We start from the raw sequence: 509 nt of genomic DNA on the forward strand, positions 1-509 counted from the left end.
GCGGACTCGTCCGCCCCCGTCAGCTCGAGGTCCCATGAACCCGCCGGCACAGCGGCGTAGTCCGTCGCCGAGCCCGCGGGCACGTCGCGGGCGATCGGACGCCCCTGGGCGGTGTCGACGTTCACCGTCGGCTCGACCGTCGAGGCCTGCACGACGCGCACCCGCGCCTGGCCGGCGGCGGGGGCCGAGAGGTCGTCCTCGAAGACCGTGGTCTTCAGGTCGGCGTTGCGGCCGTACGCGGCGACCGTGAGGGGCTCGCCCTCGGCGATGTCGATCGACTGCTGCACGACCGGCTGCGTGCCGTCGGTGGCATCCGAGGGCACCATCGACACGACGTACGTGCCGTCGGCGAGGGGGATGTAGGGGCTCACCGCACCGTAGGCGACATCGTCGAGCTCGTACACCACGGCCCCGCCGGCGAGCGCCGTCAGCTGCACGTCGACGGACTTCGTGTCGGGGGAGAGGTGCGCCACGCGCGCCCACCCGCCGGGGGCGGTGGTGGCCGCGGA

1 protein-coding gene is annotated in these 509 nt (G+C 74.3%); it reads right to left on the minus strand.

Annotated features, from left to right (window positions below):
- A partial coding sequence (locus tag DBR36_RS16900; protein ID WP_219927684.1) for a DUF4397 domain-containing protein occupies positions 1-509 on the minus strand: 509 nt, incomplete at both ends.

Source organism: Microbacterium sp. HMWF026 (assembly GCF_003061325.1).
Classification (GTDB): domain Bacteria; phylum Actinomycetota; class Actinomycetes; order Actinomycetales; family Microbacteriaceae; genus Microbacterium; species Microbacterium testaceum_E.